This window comes from Pseudomonas sp. BF-R-24 (assembly GCF_019947335.1).
GTDB lineage: Bacteria > Pseudomonadota > Gammaproteobacteria > Pseudomonadales > Pseudomonadaceae > Aquipseudomonas > Aquipseudomonas jessenii.
In genome coordinates this window covers 12,633-36,642 of the sequence record NZ_JAGYGG010000014.1, presented here as the reverse complement: position 1 = coordinate 36,642, position 24,010 = coordinate 12,633, and the positions used below count along the sequence as shown (strand labels likewise).

General features: G+C 60.5%; 19 protein-coding genes and 1 tRNA gene. 13 read left to right on the top strand and 7 right to left on the bottom strand.

Annotated features, from left to right (window positions below):
• The first annotated feature begins 29 nt into the window (after positions 1-29).
• Together KGA98_RS13480 and KGA98_RS13475 are read left to right on the top strand one after the other, a co-directional pair.
• Positions 30-371 (top strand): cupin domain-containing protein, encoded by a 342-nt coding sequence (locus KGA98_RS13480; RefSeq protein ID WP_008050088.1) that lies wholly within the window; start codon positions 30-32, stop codon positions 369-371.
• A 75-nt stretch (positions 372-446) separates the two neighbouring features.
• On the top strand, positions 447-1,532 hold the full coding sequence (locus KGA98_RS13475; RefSeq protein ID WP_223502536.1) for a polyamine ABC transporter substrate-binding protein: 1,086 nt from the start codon (positions 447-449) through the stop codon (positions 1,530-1,532).
• A 46-nt stretch (positions 1,533-1,578) separates the two neighbouring features.
• On the opposite strand, the gene KGA98_RS13470 is transcribed toward KGA98_RS13475, so the two are convergent.
• On the bottom strand, positions 1,579-2,250 hold the full coding sequence (locus tag KGA98_RS13470) for a lysozyme inhibitor LprI family protein (protein WP_223502535.1): 672 nt from the start codon (positions 2,248-2,250) through the stop codon (positions 1,579-1,581).
• 137 nt (positions 2,251-2,387) lie between these two features.
• Positions 2,388-2,612, bottom strand: a complete 225-nt coding sequence (locus tag KGA98_RS13465; RefSeq protein ID WP_056724775.1) for a YgdI/YgdR family lipoprotein — start codon at positions 2,610-2,612, stop codon at positions 2,388-2,390.
• A gap of 194 nt (positions 2,613-2,806) precedes the next feature.
• Between KGA98_RS13465 and KGA98_RS13460 the strand changes: the two genes are divergently transcribed.
• The 4 genes from KGA98_RS13460 (at position 2,807) to KGA98_RS13445 (ending at position 9,795) form a co-directional block, all read left to right on the top strand.
• Positions 2,807-4,474 carry a VRR-NUC domain-containing protein gene (locus KGA98_RS13460; protein ID WP_223502534.1) on the top strand — a complete coding sequence of 556 codons (1,668 nt, stop codon included), beginning with the start codon at positions 2,807-2,809 and terminating at the stop codon, positions 4,472-4,474.
• Positions 4,471-6,750 carry an ATP-dependent DNA helicase gene (locus KGA98_RS13455; RefSeq protein ID WP_223502533.1) on the top strand — a complete coding sequence of 760 codons (2,280 nt, stop codon included), beginning with the start codon at positions 4,471-4,473 and terminating at the stop codon, positions 6,748-6,750. Before KGA98_RS13460 ends, KGA98_RS13455 begins: the two co-directional genes overlap by 4 nt.
• 125 nt (positions 6,751-6,875) lie before the next feature.
• The gene (locus KGA98_RS13450; protein WP_223502532.1) at positions 6,876-7,778 is read left to right on the top strand and encodes a zeta toxin family protein; all 903 of its coding nucleotides are present in this window, start codon (positions 6,876-6,878) and stop codon (positions 7,776-7,778) included.
• Positions 7,779-7,878: 100 nt separating this feature from the next.
• Positions 7,879-9,795: a PAS domain-containing sensor histidine kinase gene (locus tag KGA98_RS13445; protein WP_223502531.1), complete on the top strand. Its 1,917-nt coding sequence runs from the start codon at positions 7,879-7,881 to the stop codon at positions 9,793-9,795.
• Here KGA98_RS13445 and KGA98_RS13440 read toward each other — a convergent pair.
• Complete coding sequence (locus tag KGA98_RS13440; RefSeq protein WP_090455248.1) at positions 9,773-11,134, bottom strand: cation:proton antiporter; 1,362 nt, start codon at positions 11,132-11,134, stop codon at positions 9,773-9,775. The genes KGA98_RS13445 and KGA98_RS13440 overlap by 23 nt on opposite strands.
• A gap of 198 nt (positions 11,135-11,332) precedes the next feature.
• On the bottom strand, positions 11,333-12,487 hold the full coding sequence (locus KGA98_RS13435; protein ID WP_223502530.1) for a MalY/PatB family protein: 1,155 nt from the start codon (positions 12,485-12,487) through the stop codon (positions 11,333-11,335).
• Between the two features lie 289 nt (positions 12,488-12,776).
• Here KGA98_RS13435 and fdnG point away from each other — a divergent pair, with 289 nt between their 5' ends.
• The 7 genes from fdnG (at position 12,777) to KGA98_RS13400 (ending at position 21,871) form a co-directional block, all read left to right on the top strand.
• A complete protein-coding gene (gene fdnG / locus KGA98_RS13430) occupies positions 12,777-15,842 on the top strand; it encodes a formate dehydrogenase-N subunit alpha (protein WP_223502529.1) in 3,066 nt (1,021 codons plus the stop codon).
• Entirely contained in the window at positions 15,843-16,778 is a 936-nt protein-coding gene (gene fdxH, locus KGA98_RS13425; protein WP_057714811.1) for a formate dehydrogenase subunit beta, read from the top strand.
• The gene (locus KGA98_RS13420) at positions 16,775-17,440 is read left to right on the top strand and encodes a formate dehydrogenase subunit gamma (protein ID WP_057714812.1); all 666 of its coding nucleotides are present in this window, start codon (positions 16,775-16,777) and stop codon (positions 17,438-17,440) included. Before fdxH ends, KGA98_RS13420 begins: the two co-directional genes overlap by 4 nt.
• A 3-nt stretch (positions 17,441-17,443) precedes the next feature.
• Positions 17,444-18,370: a formate dehydrogenase accessory protein FdhE gene (gene fdhE / locus KGA98_RS13415; protein ID WP_223502528.1), complete on the top strand. Its 927-nt coding sequence runs from the start codon at positions 17,444-17,446 to the stop codon at positions 18,368-18,370.
• A 51-nt stretch (positions 18,371-18,421) separates the two neighbouring features.
• Positions 18,422-19,852, top strand: coding sequence for an L-seryl-tRNA(Sec) selenium transferase (selA, locus tag KGA98_RS13410; protein ID WP_223502527.1), 1,431 nt, complete (start codon positions 18,422-18,424; stop codon positions 19,850-19,852).
• Positions 19,849-21,756 (top strand): selenocysteine-specific translation elongation factor, encoded by a 1,908-nt coding sequence (gene selB, locus KGA98_RS13405; protein WP_223502526.1) that lies wholly within the window; start codon positions 19,849-19,851, stop codon positions 21,754-21,756. Before selA ends, selB begins: the two co-directional genes overlap by 4 nt.
• A gap of 19 nt (positions 21,757-21,775) precedes the next feature.
• Positions 21,776-21,871: transfer RNA gene (locus KGA98_RS13400), tRNA-Sec, on the top strand.
• Between the two features lie 119 nt (positions 21,872-21,990).
• On the opposite strand, the gene KGA98_RS13395 is transcribed toward KGA98_RS13400, so the two are convergent.
• The 3 genes from KGA98_RS13395 to KGA98_RS13385 form a co-directional block, all read right to left on the bottom strand.
• Positions 21,991-22,281: a type II toxin-antitoxin system RelE/ParE family toxin gene (locus tag KGA98_RS13395; protein ID WP_102670267.1), complete on the bottom strand. Its 291-nt coding sequence runs from the start codon at positions 22,279-22,281 to the stop codon at positions 21,991-21,993.
• Entirely contained in the window at positions 22,274-22,519 is a 246-nt protein-coding gene (locus KGA98_RS13390) for a type II toxin-antitoxin system ParD family antitoxin (protein ID WP_102670266.1), read from the bottom strand. Before KGA98_RS13390 ends, KGA98_RS13395 begins: the two co-directional genes overlap by 8 nt.
• Positions 22,520-22,689: 170 nt before the next feature.
• The gene (locus KGA98_RS13385; RefSeq protein ID WP_223502525.1) at positions 22,690-24,009 is read right to left on the bottom strand and encodes an OprD family porin; all 1,320 of its coding nucleotides are present in this window, start codon (positions 24,007-24,009) and stop codon (positions 22,690-22,692) included.
• Position 24,010: the final 1 nt, after the last annotated feature.

The window sequence follows — 24,010 nt, the reverse complement described above, 5'->3', positions numbered from 1 at the left end:
ACAGCGTCTCTACATCGACAGGTATCCCCATGAGCATCACGCAATTCAAGAACACCGCAACCCTGAAACTGGACGAATCCAATCCGGTCGCCGTGCCCCTGGGAACTCCCGTGGCCGTGGCTTCGACCACCAGCGTCGAACGCGACGACGGCGTCGAGACCGGTGTCTGGGAATGTACCCCCGGGCGCTGGCGGCGGCAGATCGTCGCCCAGGAATTCTGTCACTTCATACAGGGCCGCTGCACCTTCACCCCGGACGGCGGCGAGCCCCTGCACATAGAAGCCGGCGACGCACTGATGTTGCCGGCCAACAGCCTCGGCATCTGGGACATCCAGGAAACCGTGCGCAAGACCTACGTGCTGATTTTTTGAGTTTTCAATTCTTTGAAATTTGAAAGCTGATCCTTTGATTGCCTGCCAACAAAAAAAACCTACAGGAATCGACTCATGCTCCGAAAGACACTGACTCTGGCCCCGCTGATGCTGGTTGCATCCATCAGCCAGGCCGCCGAAACCGTCAAGATCTACAACTGGTCGGATTACATCGCGCCAGACACCACGAAAAACTTCCAGAAAGAAACCGGCATCGACGTCACCTATGACGTCTATGACAGCAACGAAACCCTCGATGGCAAGTTGATGACCGGCAAATCCGGCTACGACGTGGTGTTCCCGTCCAACCACTTCATGGCCCGGCAGATTGAAGGCGGCGCCCTGAAGAAACTCGACAAGAGTCAACTTGCGAACTGGAAGAACCTCAACCCTGTGTTGCTCAAGGCGTTGCAGACCAACGATCCGGGCAACGAACACGGCTTCCCGTACCTGTGGGGCAGCACCGGCATCGGCTACAACATTGCCAAGGTCAAGGCCGTGCTGGGGGACAACGTCCCGGTGGATTCCTGGGACCTGATCTTCAAGCCCGAGAACATGCAGAAGTTGCACAAGTGCGGCGTGGCCATCCTCGACAACGGCCCCGAACTGCTGCCGGCCGCGTTGAACTACCTCGGGTTGCCCCATCACAGCAAAAACCCGGAAGACTACAAGAAGGCCGAAGCCTTGCTGATGAAAGTGCGGCCGTATGTCAGCTATTTCCACTCGTCCAAATACACCAGCGACCTGGCCAACGGCGATATCTGCGTCGCGGTCGGTTTCTCGGGTGACATCCTGCAGGCGGAAAACCGCGCCAGGGAAGCCAACAACGGCATCGACATCGGCTACTCGATTCCCAAGGAAGGCGCAGCGATCTGGTTCGATATGGTTGCCATGCCGGCCGATGCCCCGGATGAAAAGGCCGGTTACGCCTTCATGAACTACCTGCTGCGCCCGGACGTCATGGCCGGCATCAGCAACCATGTGCATTACGCCAATGGCAATGAACAGGCCGACAGCCTGATCGAACCGGCCATCAAGAACGACACCAAGGTTTACCCAAGCCCGGAAATGATGGGCAAGCTGTTTGCCCTGGAAGCCATGCCGTTGAATATCGACCGGATTCGCACGCGGGTGTGGAACAAGATTCGCACCGGCAGTTGAAGACCTGGTCAGGCGATCGGGACAGGACGTCCCGATGCCATCGTCATCAGCCGACCGGCTCGGCTGCGCAACTCATCTGGCCTGAGCCGGGTATCTGGAAAAAAACGTCATCGTCGATTTGCCAGAAGCTGTAGCTGCCTTTGTAATCCTTGCCCGTGTACTGGGTTCCGGCATTGTTCGGCACCTGGTTCAACGTCACCGAGGTGTTGGCCCATTTCAGGAACACCACGCCCGGTTCGACCGTAAAGAAGGTCGCGGCAACCAATGCGTTAAACCCTGCGCAACGATAAGCCAACGGGCCTTCCGTGAGCCTGCTGGGGTCCTTGGTTCTGGCAATGGCCGAACCCTGGCGCAGTTGGAACGCACGCTCGGCATAACTTCGCACGATGCACGCCTTGTCTTGCGGCCCGCCACCACACTGGTTGCGGGACTCAATCCAGAACCGCTGATCAATCTCGACTTTATTCGGGCGCGGCACCGAATGGTCGTCGCTGAGAGCCAGGAGATAAAGGCGATTGAGTTCCAGATCCATGCGCGCCAGTTGAGCGTCGTGACAGATTAGCTTTTCGGCGGATGCCTGGGGGTTGGCGCAATCGAAACTGGTTTTGTACGTTGGCAAGGGCTTTGGCTTGGCCTTTGTGGCAGCGTCACACAGGCTCGCCGTCATGCACGCGCTGACGGCGAGCACAGAGGCAAGAAGTGGCATGACCATTTTCATTTCGGCGTCACCTGAGTCTTTGCGTGATGCCCGTATTGCAACGCATATGTCGAAGCGTTGCACAGTCATTCGGTCGCACGGGGTCTATCGAGTGTAAAGCAGTGCTCGAAACCTGCCACATCGTGCCAGGAGAAACGTCAGTCTTCCTCACGAATCGTCGCCACTTCATCGGCCCTGACTTTCACCATCGCTCCGGAAATGTCCTCAAACTCAAAGAACCCGTCCTTGGTCTTGGTCTTCGGCATGTCCTTGGTCAGGTATTGAGTGCCGTTCTGCAGCGTCACCACCGTTGGCGTCGAGCAACCGGCCAGCGCCAGCAGGGCCGCTGCAGCCAGGGGCAAGCCCAATGTCTTGATGTCCATAATCACCTCCCGTTCGTTTAAAGCAGCGCCAACAGCCCGAGGCTGTCACTGCACCTGTATGGCGGTTGGTGCCGCCAGGGAGCAGAAAGTTCTACTGCCCGGGAAAATTCCGTAACGCGCCGCCATTTATCCTTTTCCGATTGCGCCACGCGGGCTGGAACTGGTATCTGTATGCATAACCAGTATCTCTCGCCATGGCCCATTTTCCAGTGACCGCAAATCCCCTCGACGATCCGTTCTACTACTTGAACAACTTCATGCAAGTGCTTGATTGGCTTGAGCAGCGCTTTGCCGATGTGCTGAGCGTCGACGAGCAGCGTTTCATTCATGAGTTTAAGCGCTTACCCCGTGAGTCGCAGGCACTGCTGGTCAGAATGGTCATGCGCAAGGGTGTCCATTTCAGGGCGAGCAAACTGCACTATGACGAAATCGGCGATACCGGCTGCGCCGTCGGGCCGCTGTTAGCGCTCGGCTGGGTCGATGAGCGAATGCCGTTGGCGGTCGAAGCGCTGTTCGAGGTGCTGCTCAAGGGTGAAATCCTCCAGGCCTTTGGCCCGGTCATCGATCAACCCAAAGGCAGGAAAGCCGATTGGTTGCCGGCGCTGTGCGAGCAGTTTCCCCAGGTGCAAAGCTTCAACGACTGGTGTCCGACCCTGGACGAGCGCCTGTTCAGCCTGACCATCATGCAATTGTGCGATCGCCTGCGCCTGATGTTTTTCGGCAACCTGTATCAGGACTGGTCGGAGTTCGTATTGGCCGACCTCGGTATCTACACCTACGAAAAAGTCGAATTCTGTGCCGAGTCCCGTGGCTTGCGCAGCCGCGAAGACGTGGATGCCTGCGTCCTCCTGCACGCATACCAGCAACAATTCGAGGCCGGTGAAGCGCGGGAAGAGGTGGCCGAGCGGATCAAGGGCCTGGCGCTGGACAATCCGTGGTTGCAGCGCCGGCGCGGCAAGCTGCTGTTCCAGATGGCCCAGTACTGCGAACGCATCGCCGATTTCTCCATGGCCCTGAACCTGTACCGCGAATGCGCTTTTCCCGGCGCGCGTGCGCGGCTCATTCGCGTACTGGAACGCAGCGGCCAGTTTGAACAGGCGATGGACCTGGCCGTGCAGGCCGAACAGGCACCGCAAAGCGCCGCGGAACACCAACAGTTGCTCCGCGTCCTGCCACGTCTGCGGCGCAAGCTCGGCGGGCCGCCCATCAAGCGGGCAGCGCCTCGGGAAATGCAGCGCCTGGACCTGCAATTGCCCAGGACAGACCCGGCATTATCGGTGGAGTTCTATGTTCAGGCGCATCTGGCGCAAGATTCGGCGCCGGTGCACTACGTGGAAAACAGCCTGGTCAATTCATTGTTTGGCCTACTGTGTTGGCCAGCGATCTTCGCGCCTTTGCCGGGGGCGTTTTTTCACCCGTTCCAGCGCGGGCCGGTGGATTTGCTCAGCGAAGACTTCCATGTCCGCCGGGCCGAACTGTTTCAGGCTTGCCTGGCAGAACTCGACGACGGGCGCTACCGGCAGACCATCCGCGAACGTTATGCCGCCAAGTGGGGCGTGCAGTCGCCGTTCGTGTACTGGAGCGTGCTCAGCGAAGAGTTGCTGGAGCAAGCCCTCGATTGCCTCCCGGCCGAGCACCTCAAGCACTGGTTCAACCGCCTCTTGCTGGACATCAAGGCCAATCGCGCCGGCATGCCGGACCTGATCCAGTTCTGGCCGCAGCAAAAGACCTACCGCATGATCGAGGTCAAGGGCCCGGGCGATCGCCTGCAGGACAACCAGTTGCGCTGGCTGGAGTTCTGTCATGAGCACCAGATGCCCATCGCCGTGTGCTACGTGCAATGGGCGGAGCAGGGCGATTGAGCTACAGCATTGCGGTGCGGGCGCTGTGCGAGTTCACCGCCAAGACCGGCGACCTCGACCTGCGCTTCACACCGTCACCGACCGCGCTGGAAGGTATCGTCGGGCACCGTACGGTGGCCTCGCGGCGCAGCGAGGGTTACCAAAGCGAAATTGCCCTTGAGGGCCAGTATCAAACCTTGACGGTCAAGGGCAGGGCGGATGGCTATGACCCCGGGCAAAACTGCCTGGAGGAGGTCAAGACCTACCGCGGCGACTTGAGCAAACAACCGGCCAACCACCGCCAATTGCATTGGGCCCAGGCCAGGATCTACGGCTGGTTGATGTGTCGGAAACTGGACCTCTCGCGGATCAGTCTGGCACTGGTGTATTTCGACATCGTCAGTGAAAAGGAGACCCGCCTGGTCGAGTCTTTCGACGCCATCGAGCTGCAACAGTTCTTCGAACGGCATTGCGCGCGGTTCCTGCAATGGGCCGAACAGGAAGTCGCCCATCGAGAAGGGCGCAATCTGGCTGCGCAGGGCCTGGCCTTTCCCCATGCCGGTTTTCGACCGGGGCAGCGTCATCTGGCCGAGTCGGTGTTCAAGGCCGTCAGCACGGGGCGCTGCCTGATGGCCCAGGCGCCCACGGGAATCGGCAAGACCCTGGGCACTTTGTTCCCCATGCTCAAGGCGCTGGCGCCGCAGCAACTGGACAAGGTGTTCTTCCTTACGGCGAAAACCCCGGGACGGCAACTGGCCCTGGACGCCGCGCACGTGATGCTTGCCAGCGCCGATGCGCCGCCGTTACGGGTGCTGGAGATGATCGCCCGGGACAAGGCCTGCGAACATCCGGACAAAGCCTGCCACGGCGAGTCCTGCCCACTGGCCCGGGGGTTCTACGATCGCCTGCCCGCCGCACGGCAGGCGGCCAGTCAACTGAGCCTGCTGAACGAGAGCGCCTTGCGCGAGGTCGCCCTGGCGCACGATGTCTGCCCGTATTACCTGAGCCAGGAAATGGCGCGTTGGGCCGACGTGGTGGTTGCCGACTACAACTATTACTTCGATTTCAGCGCGTTGCTGTTCGGTCTGGCCCAGGCCAACAACTGGAAAGTCGCGGTGCTGGTCGACGAAGCCCACAACCTGGTGGAGCGCGGCCGCCAGATGTACAGCGCCAGCCTCGACCAGGCGACCTTCAACGGCGTGCGCAAAACCGCGCCCGAAGCGCTGAAAAAACCGATGCAACGGGTCAACCGCGAGTGGAATGCCCTGCATAACGCGCAAACCGGCGCCTATCAGGCCTATGACAAGGCGCCGGAAAAGCTCCTGCAGGCGCTGTCATCGTGCAGTGCCAACATCGGTGACTACCTCAACGATCACCCTCAAGGCCTGGACAGCGCACTGCAGGGATTTTACTTCGACATGCTGCACTTTTGCCGGGTCGCCGAACTGTTCGATGAGCAGTTCCTGTTCGACATCAGCAAGCGCGACCTCGAGCGCCAGCGCAACCTCTCGCAACTGTGCCTGCGCAATGTAGTCCCCGCCGGCTTCATCCGCCCGCGCCTGACCGCCGCGCGTAGCACGGTGCTGTTTTCCGCGACCCTCAGCCCCCGGCACTATTACGCCGATTTACTGGGAGCGCCGCAGGACACGGTGTGCATCGACGTCGAGTCGCCGTTTCACGCCGATCAACTGCAAGTGCACATCGTCGACCAGATCTCCACGCGGTTCGTACATCGCCAGTCCTCTCTCGAACCGATCGTGGACTTGATCGCCAGGCAGTTCTGCAAACGCCCCGGCAATTACCTGGCGTTTTTCAGCAGTTTCGATTACTTGCAGCAGGTGGCGCAGTTGCTGGCCGAGCGGCACCCGCGGATCAAACTGTGGTCGCAATCCCGTGGCATGGGCGAGGCACAACGCCAGGACTTTCTCGACAGGTTCACCGAAGACGGCGAGGGCGTCGGCTTTGCAGTGCTCGGCGGTGCGTTCGGCGAAGGCATCGATTTGCCCGGCGCACGGTTGATCGGTGCGTTCATCGCCACCCTGGGGCTGGCCCAACTGAACCCGGTCAACGAGCAGTTGAAACAGCGCATGGCTGCGATTTTCGGCGCTGGCTACGATTACACCTACCTGTTTCCCGGCGTACAGAAAGTGGTTCAGGCCGCTGGACGGGTCATCCGTACGCAACAGGATCAAGGGGTGGTGATGTTGATCGACGACCGTTTTGGCGAGCACAAGGTCAGGCAATTACTGCCGCGCTGGTGGTCGATTGCGCCAACGAATTCTCGCTCTGCTCCGTAGGAATCTTTACCTTTAAAAACAAATACATACCTTGATCAAAACAACGAATTGAACAATCAGCGCCAGCACGCTTTATTGGAAAGGCTAGATATCACAACCCAATTCTTTGATAAGGAAATCAAGGTATGTCAGAAGCACCGAAATACAACTATTCCTCAGACGACGTGATCAAGGCGTTCGACGAGATCTTCCCTGCGCTCTTCGTCGGCAAAACTGCTGAAGCCATCCCAAAGTTGCTGATCACCGCCGGAGTGGAGGGCTCGGGCAAGACTTACTTGTTGGAAAAAAGCTTGCTGCCATCCGGGAATTACGGGAACTACATTCGACTGTACCTGCCTGAATATCGAAAAAAACACCCGCATTACGCCGACATGATCAAGCTCGGCGTTTTGCACGCCTACGAACATACAGAAGCGTTTGCCAGGGAGCTCGGTGAGAAAATCTTCGCCAACGCGCTTTCTCAAAGATGCAACATCATCATGGAGTGCGCGTTCGATGACATCGGTTTTGCCGGATTGGCAAAATTTGTTCCCGGTTATCAACTCGAAGTCCATGTCGTGGGCTGCAATCACGCGTTCGCCCATCTGTCCAGCATCAAAAGAGCATTCTCCAGCCTGGAAAAGCAGGAGATGGAACGGTTTGTCAGCTATTCGAGACTCGAGTCGAGCATCAGTAACGCCCCTGCGGTTCTCGTTGCGTTCGAGTTCATCGCAAAGACAGTGAGTGGCTCGCAAATCTTCCTGTACGAGCGCGGCCTGGGCACGCTGAGCGAACGGGTACTGCGTGCTCACAGTACCTATACCCTGGACCCAAATGAGAATCTGAACGAAGTTTCAACGTTGCAGCCATATGCGTACAGCGCCTATGACACTATCCTCAGAAGGTCCGTCTATTCGATGGAGGAGCGTGACGAGATGGTCATGGAATGTCATCTGCAGCTGCTTAAAACCAGCAAATATGACAAACAGGTTCCCGGTTTCGTCTACAACGACCTTTACTCCTATATCACCAAATACGTGTATCGCTAAGCCGGGATTGCAGGCTATGAAGCAAACTGCCGGGGTCATGGCTTTCCAAATTGGCAGTTTGTCTCATACTCCAGAAAAACAATCATGACGCGAGAACTCAATGAGCGAGGATCCAAACAGGCCGAGTACCGTTGAGGACAATCGCTTTCGCCTGTTGATCGATGCAGTGATCGACTATGCGATCTACATGATTGATCCCGACGGCATCATTACCAGCTGGAACGCCGGCGCCAGGCGTTTCAAGGGCTACGAGGAGGCCGAGATCCTCGGTCAGCATTTCTCGCGCTTCTACACCGATGACGATCGCCGTGCCGGCTTGCCCCAGCGGGCACTGGACACGGCGATTCGTGAAGGGCGTTTCGAGGGCGAAGGCTGGCGGGTGCGCAAGGACGGCACACATTTCTGGTGCCATGTGGTCATTGATCCGATCTTCGACCCGTCGGGCACGTTGCTCGGTTTCGCCAAGATCACCCGGGACCTGACCGATCGCAAAATGGCCGAGGAAGTCCTCAAGCAAAGCGAGCAGCAGTTTCGCCTGCTGGTGCAGAGCGTTACCGACTATGCGATCTACATGCTTTCCCCGGACGGCCGGGTGAGCAACTGGAACCCCGGCGCCCAGCGCATCAAGGGTTACTTGCCGGAAGAGGTCATTGGCCAGCATTTTTCGATGTTCTACACCCCGGAGGATCGCGATGCCCGCGAGCCACAACGGACGCTGGATATCGCCGTTCGTGAAGGGCGCTTTGAAAACAAGGGCTGGAGGATGCGCAAGGATGGTACGCGGTTCCTCGCCCATGTCATCGTCGACCCGATCTGGGGCGACACCGGCACATTGCTCGGTTTTGCCAAGATCACCCGGGACATCACTGAAGTCACCCAGGCGCAGCAGGCGCTGGAGCAAACCCGTGAGGCCTTGTTCCAGGCGCAGAAAATGCAGGCCATCGGCCAGCTCAGCGGCGGGATCGCCCACGACTTCAACAACCTGCTGACGGTGATCCTCGGCAATCTGGAAATCGTGCGCAAACGGGTGACGGATGACCCCAAAATAACCCGCCTGATCGACAACGCCACCCAAGGTGCCTTGCGCGGTGTATCCCTGACCCAGCGCATGCTGGCGTTTGCCCGACGCCAGGAGCTCAAGTCGGTACCTGTGCGGATACCGGCGTTGGTGGAAGGCATTTCCGGGCTATTGCGCAGCTCCCTGGGGCCTTCGGTGAAAGTCGAAACTCGCTTTCCCGAGGATCTTGAACCGGTGATGGCGGACATCAATCAACTGGAACTTGCCGTACTGAACCTGGCGACCAACGCCCGCGACGCCATGCCCCACGGCGGGACCATCATCTTCAGTGCCAGGACCGAGGAGGTCACCGGCGGCGCCTCTTCCCTGGCTGCGGGGCGTTATGTCTGCCTGAACATTGCCGATACCGGCGAGGGCATGGATGAAACCACGCTGGCCTCGGCGATGGACCCCTTTTTTACCACCAAGGGCGTCGGTAAAGGTACGGGCCTGGGGTTATCGATGGTCCACGGTTTTATCGAGCAATTGGGTGGGCGCTTCATCCTCAAAAGCAACAAGGATCAGGGTACGACGGCCGAGTTGTGGTTGCCGGTTGCCACCCGGGGTTCGGTGGTTGAGCCTGTAGCGCAAACGCAGACCGTGGATGTGCCCCGCCTGTGCGTACTGGTGGTGGACGATGACAGTCTGGTGTTGACCAGCACCAGTCTGCTGCTCGAGGACCTCGGGCACCGGGTCATCAGTGCGCCTTCCGGAGCCAGGGCGCTGGAGCTGTTCGGCAGTGAACCGGGTATCGATCTGGTGATCACCGACATGGCCATGCCACAGATGAGTGGCGCGCAACTGGCCAACGCCATCAGGCTCATACGACCGAGCGTGCCGATCATCCTCGCCACCGGTTTTGCCGAACGTCTGGAAGGTATTGCCGCGCGTCTACCTCGTTTGTCGAAACCCTTTACCCAGCTCAACCTGGTGGAAGTCATTGCCTTGGCGATGAAGTGACGCGGCGGTTATGCCGTTCATAGCGGGCAAGCATCGGCTGGGTGCTGATGCCGTGGACCAGAATGCTCAGGGCGACCACCGAGAGCGTCAGGTCGGCACACACCGTTGCCACTGAAGGCAGCAGATCATGGTTCAAGGCATAGAAAAGGTAGTAGAAACTCCCGATGCCGCGAATTCCGAACCAGCCAATCAACCAGCGTTGCGGGCCATTGAGCAGCGACCCCCATGGCATCAGCCAGACCGTCAGCGGGCGAATCATCCCGAACAGCACCAACGCGACCAGCAACGCCCGCCAGTCCCAGTGCGCGATCAGCACAATACCGAGCAAGGTGACCAGAAAAACTTCCATGGCCCGTTCCACCAGGCTGCCGAACGACAGCATGTCGCCCATCATGATCCCGGCGGCGACTTGCGTGTCTTCCAGGTGTTCCACATTGCCGAGCACGGCCGCCTCGGGTTCGACATGCTGATGACCGACCACCGCTTGAACCAGGTGTTCGGCCGGAGTGTGGGCGTCACTGCTTGTCCTGACCTCGGCCCGGCGCAAGCCCAGGCCGGCGGCAAACACCGAGAGGAACCCGTAGCCGCCGATGGTTTCGGCCACGACGTAAGCCAGTGCGATCAAGGCCAGGGCAAGGTAGTCATTGGGGGAAAACGTGCTGTCGGCATTCTTGATGCGCATGAATAATGTCAGGTGACCAATACCGCGCCCCATCCAGTAACCGGTCAGCAGTCCGGCGGGCACGCCCCACAACAGGCGCTTGAAAAACCAGTCATCCAGACCGCTGCCAAAGCTGCCGTTTTGCTGCAAAAACAACAGTCCCAGAATCACGAACGGGAAAGCGATTCCGTCGTTCAGTCCTGCCTCGCCCGAGAGTCCGAACCGCACCGGATCATCATCCTTGGCGTCATTGACCTGAACCAGCGAGGCCAGGACCGGATCGGTCGGAGCCAGTATCGCCCCGATCAGCAGCGACGGCCCCCACGCCAGTCCGAAAGCGAAATGCAGCAGCAGGCAGACGCCGACAATGGTCAGCACCATCACCGGTCCCGCCAGGACGAACGCCACTCGCCATCGGCGATCACGAAGAGGAGGTCGCAGCTTGAGCCCGCAGACAAACAATGAAAACAGCACCGCGACTTCCGTCAGGTGCTCGATCCAGAACGCCGCCTCCTTGATATCCAGCCGGAGCATGCCCAGGCCCGCCGGCCCGATGGCGATGCCCAGGACCAGGCACACCGCCGAAGTGGTGACCGGCATCCAGCGCAGGTACGACGAAGTCAGTGCCAGGGTCAGCAACACCGCGCCCAACACCGCCACCCAGGCAACGAAACTCATGGCTCAGATCCCGAAACAACTGTCAGTGCAGGGCTATAGGCTGTTGAGCATTGAAGGGCTGCATCGGTTCAATTATTACCTGCAGGAGTGAGCCTGCTCGCGATAGCGCCGTGTCAGGCAACACATTGCCGACTGACAGGACGCCATCGCGAGCAGGCTCACGCCCACAAGGGGATAGGCTATGGCTAGAGGGACGGGTCAGGCCTTGAGATGGCGCAAACTGCGCTCCATCCGCGCAATGCCTTCTTCCAGCAGCGACCGTGGGCAGCCGAAGTTCAAGCGCACGAACTGTTTGCAGCCATTGCCGAAGTCCAGGCCGGCGCTCAAACCCACCTTGGCCTGTTCGAGGAAAAACTGCTGCGGGTCGTCCAGCCCCAGTGCCGTGCAGTCGAGCCACGCCAGGTAGGTGCTTTGCGGCAGGTTCATGGTGATGCCCGGCAGGCGGGTGTGTACGGCCTCGGCCAGGTAATCCCGGTTGCCTTGCAGGTAGACCTTCAGCTCGGCGAGCCATGGCGCGGCTTCGCTGTAGGCGACGCGGGTGGCTTCCATGCCCAGCGGATTGACGCTGTCGACCATGCCGCAACGGGCGTGGTTGACCTTCTCGCGCAGGTGGCGGTCCTGGATGATCATGAAGGAGGTCTTCAGGCCGGCGATGTTGTAGGCCTTGCTCGCCGACATCAAGGTGATGGTGCGCTGGGCGACCTTCGGGCTCAGGGTTGCCATCGGAATGTGCTGGCGGCCGTCGAAGCACAACTCGGCGTGGATCTCGTCGGAAATGATCCAGGCATCATGCTCAAGGCAAATGTCGGCAATGGCTTGCAGCTCTGTGCGGGGGAAGGCCTTGCCCAGCGGGTTATGCGGGTTGCTCAGCAGCAGTGCGCCACCACCTTGCAGCGATTGGCTCAGGGTATCCAGCGGCGTGGTGTAGGTGCCGTCGGCTTGCGCATCGAAATTCAGTTCGACCTTGTTCAGCCCCCAATGCCCGGGCGCATGACGCAGCGGTGGGTAGTTCGGCACCTGCACAACGACATTCTGTGGCGCCTGCACCAGTGCCTTCAGTGCCATGTTGAAGCCGGACTCGACGCCCGGCAGGAAAATCAGCTCCTGGGGCTCGACGCGCCAGGCGTACTTGTTCCAGAGGTCGGCAACGATTGCCTCGCGCAGGTCATCCTGGGCCACGCTGTAGCCGACCATCGGGTGTTCCAGTCGTTTTTGCAGGGCCTGGATGATCATCGGCGGCGCGGCGAAATCCATGTCGGCGACCCACATCGGCAACACATCGGCGGGGTAGCGGCTCCACTTGGTGCTGCCGGTGTTGTGGCGGTCGAACACCTGATCAAAATCGAAAGTCATGCGGGGTCTCGTAACGGCAGGTTGGTTATGGCGCCATGATAAGCGCCAACCCCTTGTAGGAGCGAGCTTGCTCGCGATGGAGTGTCAGTCGACACTCACTCAGCTGATACACCATCGCGAGCAAGCTCGCTCCTACAGGGGGTAGTGTCTGGAGGGCCGACGGTCGGCTGTCATGGTGAATTCGACAGCATTGACTACAGTTTGTAGTGTCGGCAGCCAGACTGCCCCGACCGTGGTTGTTCGAAAAAGCCCGGCCATGTACCGGGTCCCACCTGATCAGGAGTGCACGATGGATCTCAGCCGTCGTCAGTTCTTCAAGGTCGCCGGCATCGGCCTTGCAGGCTCTAGCCTGGGTGCGTTGGGCATGGCCCCAACGCTTGCCTTTGCCGAACAGGTGCGTCACTTCAAGCTCGCCCACACCCATGAAACCCGCAACACCTGCCCGTATTGCTCGGTCGGTTGCGGCTTGATCATGTACAGCCAGGGCGATACGGCGAAGAATGTCGCGCAAAACATCATCCACATCGAAGGTGACGCCGACCACCCGGTCAACCGCGGCACCCTTTGCCCTAAAGGCGCAGGCCTGCTGGACTTCATTCACAGCCCCGGCCGCCTGCAATACCCGCAGGTGCGCAAACCCGGCAGCACCGAATGGACCCGCATATCCTGGGATGAAGCGCTCGATCGCGTCGCCGACCTGATGAAGGCCGACCGCGACGCCAACTTCATCGAGAAGAACGCCCAGGGCCAAACGGTGAACCGCTGGCTGACCACCGGTTTCCTCGCGGCATCGGCGGCGTCCAACGAAGCCGGCTACATCACCCACAAGGTGGTGCGCAGTCTCGGCATGCTGGGGTTCGATAACCAGGCGCGTGTCTGACACGGCCCGACGGTGGCAAGTCTTGCCCCGACGTACGGCCGTGGTGCCATGACCAATACCTGGACCGATATCGCCAACGCGAATCTGGTCCTGGTGATGGGCGGCAACGCAGCAGAAGCGCACCCGTGCGGCTTCAAATGGGTGACCGAAGCCAAGGCGCACAACAAGGCGCGGCTGATCGTGGTCGACCCGCGTTTTACCCGGACCGCCTCGGTGGCCGACTATTACGCGCCGATTCGCACCGGCACCGACATTGCCTTCATGGGCGGGCTGATCAATTACCTGCTGACCGAAGACAAGATCCAGCACGAATACGTGCGCAACTACACCGACGTGTCGTTCATCGTCAAAGCCGGCTATGGCTTTGAGGACGGGATCTTCAGCGGCTACGACGCGGCCAAGCGCCTTTACACCGACAAGTCCGGCTGGGGCTATGAACTCGGTGAAGACGGCTTTGCCAAGGTCGACCCGACCCTGCAAGACCCACGCTGCGTCTATCAACTGATGAAGCAGCATTACAGCCGCTACAGCAAAGAACTGGCGAGCCAGATCTGTGGCATGCCGGTCGATGCCATGCAAAAAATCTGGGAGGAAATCGCCACTTGCTCGACACCGGGCAAGACCATGACCATCCTCTATGCCCTGGGCTGGACCCAGCACTCGATTGGCGCGCAGATGATCCGCAGCGCGGCGATGGTGCAACTGCTGCTGGGCAACGTCGGCATGCCGGGCGGCGGCGTGAACGCCTTGCGCGGGCACTCTAACATCCAGGGGTTGACTGACCTGGGGCTGCTATCTAACTCACTGCCGGGCTACCTCACGCTACCCGGCGATGCCGAGCAGGATTACAACGCCTACATCGTCAAGCGCACGCAAAAGCCTTTGCGTCCGGGGCAACTGTCCTACTGGCAGAACTACGGCAAATTCCACGTCAGCCTGATGAAAGCCTGGTACGGCGCCAACGCCACAGCCGAGAACAACTGGGCCTACGACTACCTGCCGAAACTGGACATTCCCCAATACGACATCCTCAAGGTGTTCGACCTGATGGGGCAGGGCAAGGTCAACGGCTACATGTGCCAGGGCTTCAACCCCATTGCCGCATTGCCCGACAAGAACCGGGTGATGGCGGCGCTGGCCAAGCTGAAATGGCTGGTGGTGATGGATCCGCTGGCCACCGAGACCTCGGAGTTCTGGCAAAAGGTCGGGCCGTATAACGACGTGAACAGCGCCGACATCCAGACCGAAGTCATTCGCCTGCCCACCACCTGCTTTGCCGAAGAGGACGGTTCGCTGGTCAACAGCAGCCGCTGGCTGCAATGGCACTGGAAGGGCGCCGACGGACCGGGTGAAGCGCAGACCGATATCCGCATCATGAGCGAGCTGTTCATACGTCTGCGTCAGCGTTATCAGGCCAATGGCGGCAAATACCCCGACCCGATGCTCAAACTGTCGTGGCCGTACAAGATCCCTGAGGAACCTTCACCGGAAGAGCTGGCCAAGGAAATCAACGGCTCCGCCACCACGGACTTCACCGACGCGACGGGCGCGGCGATCAAGGCCAATGCGCAACTGGCCGGGTTCGGCCAGCTCAAGGATGACGGCAGTACCGCGTCCGGTTGCTGGATTTTCTGTGGCAGCTGGACTGAACTCGGCAACCAGATGGCGCGGCGCGACAACAACGACCCGTACGGCATGCACCAGCATCAAGGCTGGGCCTGGGCCTGGCCGGCCAACCGGCGGATCCTCTACAACCGCGCCTCGGCGGACCTGCAAGGCAAGCCGTGGGATCCGAAAAAACGCCTGGTGTGGTGGAACGGCAAAGCCTGGGCCGGCACCGATGTGCCGGACTACAAGGCCGACGTGCCGCCGGAAGCGGGGATGAATCCGTTCATCATGAACCCCGAGGGCGTGGCGCGATTCTTCGCCGTCGACAAGATGAACGAAGGCCCGTTCCCCGAGCACTACGAGCCGTTCGAGACGCCGATCGGCATCAACCCGCTGCACCCGCAAAACAAGAAAGCCACCAGCAACCCGGCGGCGCGGATCTTCGATTCGGTGTGGGATTCCCTCGGCGTGGCCAAGGATTACCCGTACGCCGCGACCAGTTACCGGCTGACGGAGCATTTCCACTTCTGGAGCAAGCATTGCAAGCTCAACTCGATTACCCAACCGGAGCAGTTCGTGGAAATCGGCGAAGTGCTGGCCAAGGAAAAAGGCATCGTCGCCGGCGACAGGGTGCGGGTCAGCAGCAAGCGCGGCTTCATCGAAGCGGTGGCGGTGGTGACCAAGCGGATTCGTCCGCTGCAGGTCAACAATCAGGTGGTGCACCAGATCGGCATTCCGTTGCACTGGGGGTTCACCGGCCTTACGCGCCACGGTTACCTGACCAACACCCTGGTGCCGTTCCTCGGCGATGGCAACACTCAGACCCCGGAATCCAAGTCATTCCTGGTCAACGTGGAGAAAGTCTAAATGGCCAGCCAAGACATCATTGCCCGCTCGGCCACCACCACACCTGCGCCCTCGGTGCGCGGCATGGAGGAAGTCGCCAAGCTGATCGACACCACCAAATGCATCGGCTGCAAGGCCTGTCAGGTCGCCTGCTCGGAGTGGAACGAGTTGCGTGACGAGGTCGGCCATAACCATGGCACCTACGACAATCCTCAGGATCTCACCGCAGAAACCTGGACATTGATGCGCTTCACCGAGCACGAGACCGACGCCGGTAACCTGGAATGGCTGATCCGCAAGGATGGCTGCATGCACTGCGCAGAGCCCGGTTGCCTGGCGGCATGCCCCAGCCCGGGGGCGATCATCAAGCACGCCAATGGCATCGTCGATTTCGATCAGGATCATTGCATCGGTTGCGGCTATTGCATCACCGGGTGTCCGTTCAACATTCCACGGATCTCGCAAAAGGATCACAAGGCCTACAAATGCACCTTGTGCTCGGACCGGGTGGCGGTAGGGCTGGAGCCGGCCTGCGTGAAAACCTGCCCGACCGGTGCCATCGTGTTCGGCTCCAAGGACGACATGAAGGAACATGCGGCCGAGCGTATCGTCGACCTCAAGAGCCGGGGTTTTGAAAACGCCGGCCTGTACGACCCCGAAGGCGTTGGCGGTACCCACGTGATGTACGTGTTGCACCACGCCGATACGCCAAGGCTGTACGCCGGCTTGCCCGATCACCCGGCGATCAGTCCGTTGGTAGGGCTGTGGAAGGGCATCAGCAAACCCCTGGCACTGTTGGCCATGGGCGCGGCGGTGCTGGCCGGGTTCTTCCACTACGTGCGCGTCGGTCCGCAAATCGTCGAAGAGGATGAACATCCGGAGCCGCCGGACAACGCCGTGCACGAAGTCGATCCATCGGTGCACACCTTCGATCCCCGAGGGGAGGGCAGGCCATGAGCGACAAGACGATCCTGCGCTACACCAGCAACCAGCGCACCAATCACTGGCTTGTGGCGATTCTGTTCCTCATGGCCGGATTGTCCGGGCTGGCGCTGTTCCACCCGGCGCTGTTCTGGCTGAGCAACCTGTTCGGCGGCGGACCATGGACGCGCATCCTGCACCCGTTCATGGGCGTGCTGATGTTCGTACTGTTCCTCGGCCTGGTGTTTCGCTTCTGGCGCGCCAACTACTTCATCGCCAATGATCGCCTGTGGCTAAGGCGCATCGACCGGGTGATGAAAAATGAAGAGGAGGGCGTCCCGCCCATCGGCAAATACAACCCCGGGCAGAAGCTGCTGTTCTGGACTTTACTGCTGTGCATGCTGGTGCTGTTGTTCAGCGGGCTGGTGATCTGGCGTGCGTACTTCAGCGAGTATTTCGGCATCACCACGATACGCTGGGCGATGTTGCTGCATGCGCTGGCCGGTTTCGTGCTGATCCTGAGCATCATCGTGCACATCTATGCCGGCATCTGGATCAAGGGCTCGGTCAGCGCCATGTTGCACGGCAGGGTCAGCCGCGGCTGGGCCAGGAAACACCACGAACTCTGGTATCGCCAAGTGACTCAAGATGAGACCCGCGGCGAAGCGCCCAAACGACCGATCACCAAAAAGGGCTGACATTTGCCAACCATCCTTGAACCCGGAGAAATCGAAGCGGCGGCCAGTTCGCCGCCGTTTCTGTACATGCCACCGCATAACCTGTTCAGCCTGCGTGCCCAGCGCCTGGAAACGCTGGCCGAAGGGCACCCGATGGCCGATTACCTGCGCCTGATCGCCGGGTTGTGCCGGGTGCAGCAACAGGTGCTGGACGACCCGCCGCCAAGCGACCCCCTTGACCGACAACGCATCGAGTTGTGCCAGCAACACGGCTTGCCGCCGTTCGCGGCCGACAGCCTGGCGCGCGAAGACGATTGGCAGCCTTACCTCGATGCCTTGCTGCAGTGCTATAGCGCACCGTCACAATCCGCCGTGTCCGATGCCGTGGACACCTTGCGCCTGGCCGGTGCCGGGCAACGGCGTGCCTGGGCGGTGGCGCTGGTCAGTGGCCAGTATTCGCTGGTGCCGGCGGCGTTGGTGCCGTTTCTCGGTGCGGCGCTTCAAACAGCCTGGAGCCACTGGCTGTTGAGTACGCCGAACCTCGCACTAACTCCCGGCGACAGCCTCAGCCAGTGCCCGGCCTGCGGCTCGCCGGCCATGGCCGGGGTGATCCGTCATCGCGGCAAGCACAACGGCTTGCGTTATCTGGTCTGCTCGCTGTGTGCCTGCGAGTGGCATGTGGTGCGGGTCAAATGCGTGTATTGCGAACAGAGCAAGGGCCTGGAATACCTCAGCCTTGAAGATGATCGCCACGCCGCCAACCAGGCGCCGTTGCGCGCCGAAGTCTGCCCCGGTTGCAACAGTTATCTGAAGTTGCTCTATCTGGAGAACGATGCGGACGCCGAAGCGTTGTCGGCAGACCTGTCCAGCCTGATGCTCGACATGCGCCTGACCCAGGACGGTTATCAGCGTCTGGCACCCAATCTGTTGCTGGCGCCGGGAGACGAGTAACCGCAGCGTCTACACTCTGGCGCGAGGGCCATTCGTTTTCAGGAGCGCCAGATGTCTGCACGCAGTGCCAGCCAACCCCTGCGTCTACCTTCCATCGACAGTTTGTTGCGTCACCCGGCGTGCCGGCCGTTGGCCGAGCGCTATGGACGCGACGCCTTGCTGGGTGCCTTGCGGCTATTGCTGGATGAACTGCGCGAAGGCGTACGGCAGGGTTTGCTCGAACCTGTGGAAGTCAGCGCCGACGTGCTGGCGGGCAGGGTCGGCGAGCGATTGGCAACCGAGCATCGCAGCCATGTGCGTCGGGTGTTCAACCTCACCGGCACGGTCTTGCACACCAATCTCGGCCGGGCGTTGTTGCCCAAGGAAGCGATTGAAGCGGTGCAAATGGCTGCGCGCTATCCGCTCAACCTCGAGCTCGACCTGCGCAGCGGCAAGCGCGGAGATCGCGACGACCTGATCGAAGGCTTGATCCGCGAATTGACCGGCGCCGAAGCGGTGACCGTGGTCAACAACAATGCCGCAGCGGTGCTCTTGACCCTCAACAGCCTGGGCGCGCGCAAGGAAGGGATTATCTCCCGGGGCGAACTCATTGAAATCGGCGGTGCCTTCCGCATTCCCGACATCATGGCCCGCGCCGGGGTGAAGCTGGTTGAGGTCGGCACTACCAACCGCACCCATGCCCGCGACTACGAGACTGCCATCGGCCCGCGCAGCGGCTTGATCATGCGCGTGCATGCAAGCAACTACAGCATTCAAGGCTTCACCACGAGTGTGGCGACGGCTGAACTGGCGCAAATTGCCCACCAACATGGACTGCCATTGCTCGAAGATCTCGGCAGCGGCAGTCTGCTGGACTTGACCCGCTGGGGTTTGCCGGCAGAGCCGACGGTGCGTCAGGCCCTGCTCGATGGCGCGGACATCGTCACCTTCAGTGGCGACAAACTGCTCGGCGGACCACAGGCCGGGTTGATTGTCGGCCGCAAGGAACTGATCGCCAGGATCAAGAAAAATCCGCTCAAGCGAGCACTGCGGGTCGACAAAATGACCCTGGCCGCCCTGGAAGCGGTGCTGGGTTTGTACCGAAACCCGGACCGATTGGCCGAGCGTTTGCCGAGCCTGCGCCTGTTGACTCGACCACAGGCCGAGATTCTCGCCCAGGCCGAGCGCTTGCGGCCGGCGCTTGCCCAAGTGCTGGGTGACGGCTGGAGCGTCAGTGCCATGCCGGCACTGGGTATGATCGGCAGCGGCAGCCAACCGGTGGCGAGGCTGGCCAGCGCAGCGCTGTGTCTGCGCCCGCTGACGTCCAAGCGCTTGCGCGGACGCTCGCTGTTGACGCTGGAAGAAGCCTTTCGCGACTTGCCGATTGCGGTCCTGGGGCGCATCGACGATGACGCCCTGTGGCTGGACCTGAGGCAACTGGACGACGAGCCGGCATGGCTGGCGCAACTCGAACAATTACAGGTGGAGGGCCGGGCAGGGTGATTGTCGGCACCGCAGGGCACATCGACCATGGCAAGACGGCGCTGCTCCAGGCGCTGACCGGTCAGGCGGGTGACCGGCGCCGCGAAGAGCGTGAGCGTGGCATGACCATCGACCTTGGCTATCTGTATGCCGAGCTGGAGGCGGATGCGCAGCTGACCGGATTCATCGACGTTCCCGGCCATGAGCGCTTCACCCACAACATGCTGGCCGGAGCGCAGGGCATCGATCTGGTGTTGCTGGTGGTGGCCGCCGATGACGGGGTGATGCCGCAGACCCGCGAGCACCTGGCGATTGTCCAGTTGCTGGGCATCCCCCGGGCACTGGTGGCGATCAGTAAGTGCGACCGGGTCGACAGCGACCGGGTGCAGATCGTGCGTGAGCAGGTCCGTACCTTGCTGGCGCCCGGAGCGTATGCCGATGCGCCGCTGATTGCGCTGTCGAGCGTGACCGGCGAGGGCATCGAAACCCTGCGCCAACAATTGCTGCAAGCCCAGCGTGAAGTACAGCAGCGCAGCACCGAAGGCGGTTTTCGCCTGGCGATCGATCGGGCTTTCAGCGTGGCCGGGGCCGGTATCGTGGTGACCGGCACGGCACTGTCCGGCCAGGTCGCGGTGGGCGATACCCTGCTGTTGGGGCCACAGGGCAAACCGGTGCGCATTCGCGGCCTGCACGCGCAAAACCAGGCCGCCGACCACGCTTTCGCCGGCCAGCGCGTAGCGTTGAACCTGAGTGCCGAACGGCTGGCCCTGGAACACATCCATCGCGGCCACTGGTTGCTGGCCGAGAGCTTGTACGCGCCTACCCGGCGCCTGGACATCGACATGCAACTGCTGGCCGGCGAACCCCGGGCTTTCGAACACTTTCAACCGGTGCACGTACACCTCGGCACCCAGGACGTGACCGGGCGCGTCGCCTTGCTGGAAGGCACCAGCCTGGCGCCCGGTGGACGGATGTTTGCGCAACTGCTGCTCAACACAGCGGTGCATGCAGTGAAGGGTGATCCGCTGATCCTGCGTGACCAGAGTGCCCAACGAACCCTGGGCGGCGGCCGGGTGCTCGACCCGTTTGCCCCTGATCGGCAACGCCGCAGCCCCGAACGTCTGGCTCAACTGGGTGCGCTGGCGAACAGTGCCGGGCTGGAAGATGTTTTGCCGGCGTTGCTGGCCCACAGCGACACCGGACTCGATCCGCAGCGCCTGGAGCGGCAGTTCAACCGACCGCGCAGCAGTTGGGTGTTGCCCGCTGACGTGCGCCTGATCGATACCCGTCAAGGCCCATTGCTGTTTAGTGCAAGTCGCTGGGAATCGTTGAAAGCGCCCTTAGTGGATCAGCTTGCGCATTTCCATCAACTCGAACCGGATCAAATGGGGCCGGACCGGGATCGCCTGCGTCGATTCACCGGCAGCACGCTGGAACGCCCAACGTTTATCAGCCTGCTCGACGAGTTGTTGGCCAGCGGCGACATCGCCAGCAGCGGCCCGTGGTTGCACCTGCCCGAACATCAGGTGCGCTTGAGTGAAGAGGACGAAACCCTGTGGCTACAATTGCAGCCGCTATTCGAACAGGCCGGATTCGACCCGCCCTGGGTGCGCAACCTGGGGCATGACGAAGCCACCGTCCGCGCATTGCTACGCAAAATGGCGCGCCTGGGCTTGATGCACCAGGTGGTGCGCGACCTGTTTTACACCGACAGCATGATTCGCCGATTGGCGGCTATGCTGTTGCAACTGGCGGACGCCAACCCGGTGATTCAGGTGACGGCGTTTCGTGATGCGGTGGGCCTGGGGCGCAAGCGCAGCATTCAGATACTGGAGTATTTTGACCGTGTCGGCCTGACCCGGCGCTTTGGCGATCGTCGGCAGATTCGCCTGGACAGTGCGCTGGCCCAGCGAAATGAGCTTTGATTCAGAGGCAATAATTCAAGGAAGGCAATCGCGCCCGGTGGCGCGCCCGGGCTTCAAACCCGGTTGGGGACGGCATCCGTTCCCGGGCAGGTTCGACTCCGGCTGCCTTCCGCCAATCAACCCCACACGTTCTGACTCAACCGAATCCCCTGTGGGAGCGAGTCTGCTCGCGATGGCAGTTGGTCGAAGCAACACATTCGTCCAGTTTTTACACGGGGGTTGGAAAATGGATCGTCAGAGATTGCGCTGCGCTTCCATCCGATCATGAAGGATCCTGATGATCGCAATACCGTACGCAGTGATTCGAAAATAGATCATGTGCCGCTCCACACTACAGCGCCGATAACCAGGACGGATAGCGTCGCAGGCCGGCGCCTTTTTCGGGTGCTCGGCCAATTGCGCAAATGCTGAGGTAAGGATATCAATGTAGCGATTGGCCTGATCCAGACCCCACTGGCGAGCGGTATAACTCCAGATTGCCTCAAGGTCACCCTCTGCGGCAGGCGTCAGACGATATTCAGCCATGCGCGGTTAACATTCTCTGTTTGAATGCAACAGGATCGAATGGGCGAGGCTTTCCGCTGGATTCACCTTCCCGAAGGGCGGAACGGATCGTTTCGAGTTCAGCGCTGCGCTCCTGTTCACGACGGATCAGATCGCGAATGTATTCGCTGTCGTTGGTGTAATGGCCCGCTTCTATCTGCGCTTTGATCCAGTTGTCTTGCTGGTCAGTCACGGTGATGGTTTTTCGTACGGTTCCCATGAATGGGCCTCCACGGAGATGGTCGACTGCGTGCAAGCTATCATACTATTGGTGCGGTTTCGAGCAACCTGGCCACTATTGCAAACCTTCCAATCCGAACAGAATTTGCAGATTTGCGGCAAGCCCGCTCCAACAATTGAATACATTCCAAACATTGCCGCGTGGTTTGCTCAGAACTCCAGCGGGTACTCAATCACTACATATATCCGGTCTATGTCATCACCCGCCTGCGCCTCATTGGCCCGATGCGAAACGTGTGACACCTGTACCGACAGGTCCTTCGCCGCCCCCGTTTGGACGATGTACTTCAAATCAATGTCCCGCTCCCAATGCTTGCCGCCATCCCCTTGTTGCGGCACGTAGGCGCCGGTCGCCGGGTCGAACGGGTTGTAGGCCCCGCCTTGTGGTGCATGGGTGCCGTCGATCTGGTCGCCGGTGACGTAGCGGGTCATGAACTTCAGGCCGGGTATCCCGAAGGCAGTCAGGTCCAGGTCGTAACGAACCTGCCAGGAGCGTTCGTGGGCGCCGTTGAAGTCGGCGTACTTGATCGAGTTGGCCAGGTAAATGGAATCGCCACCGACGAAATCGAATGGCGTATCACCGTCGACTTTCTGATAGCCCAGGGTGAAACCATGGGCGCCCAGCGCGTATTTACCGGACAGGCTGTACGCCGTGTTGTCGATGGCACCGGCCAGCGCCTGACCAGTGTCCCTGGTGTGATAGAGGTTGGCGTCGAGGAACATCCCGGACTGTTTAAAGTGCAGGTTGCCGTAGTACTGATGCCAGGTGTCGGTCAGATCCGAGGCATACAGGGCGCCGCCAACCGGGCTTTGGGTAAACAGATCGGCACCGACAAACGAAATGCCGCCGGCCTCGGTATTGGCGCCATAACCGAAAAAGTTGCCCTTGCCTGAAGCACTGTCCTGATTCTTGAATGCCGTGAAGTGACCGGCTTGCAGGTTCATGCCGTCGATTTCGCGGTTGTTGAGCAGAAAACCTGTGGCGTACTCCGGCTGCAGGCGTTTGTCCGCGGTATCGAACACCGGGGATTCGACCTCCATTTCGCCAAACGCCAGGGTGGTGTTCGATGCCTTGAGCTTGATCGCGCCGCCACCGCTGGAGTAATTGCTTTCGCTACGACCGTCACTGCCCACGGGCAGCAGACCGGTTCCGGAATGGCCTTTGCCACCGTCGAGTTTCAATCCAACAAAGGCATGGGCATCGAGACCGAAACCAACTGTCCCCGGCGTGAAACCGGATTCAAAAGCGCTGATAAAACCTTGAGCCCATTCGGCTTTGTAGTTTTTTCCGGTCGGTGAGGGGGATCGATAGTCGCTGTTCAGATAAAAGTTTCGACTGAACACGCCAAGGGTCGAGCCCTCGAAAAATCCTTCTGCGCCTTGCACCGATTCCTCGGCCGGTGCGTGGTTGGCCAGCAGGCAGAAAAACAGGGCAACAGGCGCCCTGAAGTCTTGCAGGGAAAGGATCATC